The following is a 2,610-nucleotide window of genomic DNA, read 5'->3' as shown; positions in this document are numbered from 1 at the left end:
TCGCCGCACCAGCTGCCTCCGCCGCCGCCCCAGCCTCCGCCGCCTCCGCCGTGGAGGATCGAGTTGATGCGGATTCCACCGAGGATCGCGCCGCCGAGGCCGCCTCCGCCGCTGCCGCCGAACATCCCGCCACGGCCGTAGCCCTGGTTGGCGTAGCCGCCGAATTGGTCAACATCGGACTGGGCCAGCTGGGCGGCCTGCGCCGCCAGGGCGTGGGCCTGCTGCGCGTACTGCAGCGCAGTGACCGGGTCGGTGCGGGAGATCGAGAGCGCATAGTCCAGGTTCCGCTGTGCTTCGGCCAGGCGTGTGCGGGCATCGGTGCCCACGCCTCCGCGGCGGGCAGTGATGTAGTCCGACGTCGCGCTGATCTGGGCCTGGGCCGACATGATGCTCTGATGTAGCGAGGCCTGGGCGCGGCGGGCCTGTTCCTGCTGGTCGCGGATTCCGCCCAGGGACTGGTCCAGTGTCTGGTGCGCCGTTTCGACCCGCTCCAGGGTGGCGATGGGATCGATTTTTCCGCCCTGGATTTCCGCTTTGACCTGCGCCAGCGCCGCTTCGACGGCGGCCACCGGACCGGACAGCTCCGGATGGGCGCCGGACTGGAGCATCGCCTTGGCCTGCGCCAGGTCCTGGGCGGTGTCGACGACGGCGGATTCCAGGCCACTACGGGCCTCATCCAGGCTGCCGGCCACCTTGGTGATGGCCCCGATCAGCACGTTCGTCTGGTGCAGGCTTTCCTCGGCTGCCCGCACGGCCACCGCGGCAAGGCTGTTCTCGCCCGCGGCGAGCTTTTCCTGCGCCGCGGTTGAGGCGTTCTGCACGAATTCGAGGCGTTCCTTGGCCTGGTTGATGTTGTCCGCCACCTGGACCAGGGCGCTTTCGGCGTACTTGGCGCGCAGATCCGTCAGCGATTTTTCGGCGCTGGCAATCTTGGCCTCGGCTTCCGCGGCGCCGGCACCGACGGCGGCGAGGGCCTGCGGGGCGTTCTTCTCGAGCTCCCGGAGGGAATCGAAGTCCGCCTTCTGTTCCTGCAGCGAGGCCAGCGCGGCCTCGGCGCGGCGGATGATTTCGCCGAGCCAGCTCCGTTGCTGCTCCTCGGTGTCGGGAATGTGGTCGTCGAGCTGCTGCTGCAGCTTGAACGACTCCGTCATGTGGCCCTTGGCCTCCTGCAGCGCCTTCGTGAAATTACCCACCGCGGAATCGCCATACTGGGCCTGGGCGAATCCCAGTTCCTGCTCGCTGGACTTGATGGCGTCATCGGCCTCGATCAGCAGCGAATCGCTCTTACGGCGCAGTTCGGTCACGCTGAGACCCGCCAGCGGATCCGCCTGCGCACCTTGTGACCCCTTGGACGCTCCCGCACCCTGGCTGGCCTTCTTCCGGCGGTTGCGGAAGTACAGATAGGCTCCGCCTCCTGCCACGGCCACGACGCCGACCCCCACCAGTACGGCACTGCCCGCCCCGGCGTCGGACGGCACCGAGCCGCTGCCGCCGGACGCCGCGTCGCCCACCGCGGCAGCGGTGTCAATGGCCGCCTGCGCGAAGTCGCGCTTCCCGCCGGCCAGGTTCGGAACTATGGCGTTCTGGGTGATGTTCGACGTCTTGGAGTAGATCGCGCTGGCCGAGTTGGGGGAGAAGTAGTACTTCCCGTCGTCAGACATGGTGAGGATGACGTCGGCCTTGCCCATGCCCTTGTTCGTCGCGACAGCCTGGGCCCACGCCTTGGGGTCGGCCGGATTCTCAAACGTCTTTGCCGTGATGACATACAGGTTGTACTTGTGGTCCTTCAGGAGCTTCTGGATGGCGTCCTGAACTTCGGCCTTGCGGCCGCCGAGCACGTTCGCACTGTCCACGATGTTCTGCCCGGACGGGATGGTCACCGGATCTTCGGCCAGGGCTGGAGCGGCGGGGAGCGCCAGCAATCCAGCCACGCCAAGGACGGCGAGGAAACGATTCAACTTAGACCGCATGTGCAACCCTTCAGCACTTCTGGGACCGGTTCGGTCGAACCAGCCGTCACAGAATGCAGCAGCGCCCCCACGCAGATGTAAAGCCGCAGGTCGCTGTGGCATTTCCATTTGATTCTATGGTGCACCCAAATGGCAGTCCACCTAGGGGAATATGCCACCAGCGAAACGCGCTTAAACTGGGAAGCACGGGCCCGAAGGCAGCAATCCATCCGTTCAGGAACCTCCCAGTAAATGTCCGCTCTAGTGTCAGCCTGAGCGTCCATAGTTATAGGCAGACGAGGATGAAAGGAAGTCTCATGACTGAGAACCCAGTGCCGGGTGCGACACCGGAGCCGACACAACAGAACCAGGAACCGGGAGGACCCCAGGAGGGCTCGCCAGATCAGTCGCATGCCGGCCGCACGCCTGAGGCGGCGCCCGGAAGCGCGGCGCCCGGAAGCCCGGTGTCCGGAAGCCCGACGCCCGAGAACCCGACCCACCGCCTGGACCGCGCCGAGGACGGCGCGCCGCGGCCGGTCTACCAGCAGCAGCCCTCCGAGGCACAGCGCTCCGCCGCGGACACCCAGCAGTTCGGCGCCCCGGCCCAGCAAACCGGCCAGTATGGCGGGTTCTCCCAGGCCGGCCAGGGTCAGGGCCAGCC

The 2,610-nt window shown here is 67.1% G+C and carries 1 protein-coding gene and 1 pseudogene; one reads left to right on the top strand and one right to left on the bottom strand.

Going from position 1 to position 2,610, the window contains the following annotated elements:
- A partial coding sequence (locus tag LQV16_RS23370) for a TPM domain-containing protein (protein ID WP_229996211.1) occupies positions 1–1,970 on the bottom strand: 1,970 nt, incomplete at its 3' end.
- A gap of 296 nt (positions 1,971–2,266) precedes the next feature.
- Here LQV16_RS23370 and LQV16_RS23365 point away from each other — a divergent pair.
- A pseudogene (locus tag LQV16_RS23365) lies at positions 2,267–2,610 on the top strand (signal protein PDZ); the annotation flags it as partial.

It is taken from the genome of Arthrobacter sp. Bi26, assembly GCF_918697925.1.
In the GTDB taxonomy this organism is placed as follows: Bacteria; Actinomycetota; Actinomycetes; order Actinomycetales; family Micrococcaceae; genus Arthrobacter.
Note: the sequence above shows the minus strand (reverse complement) of the source record. Positions and strands in the feature narration are given on the sequence as shown.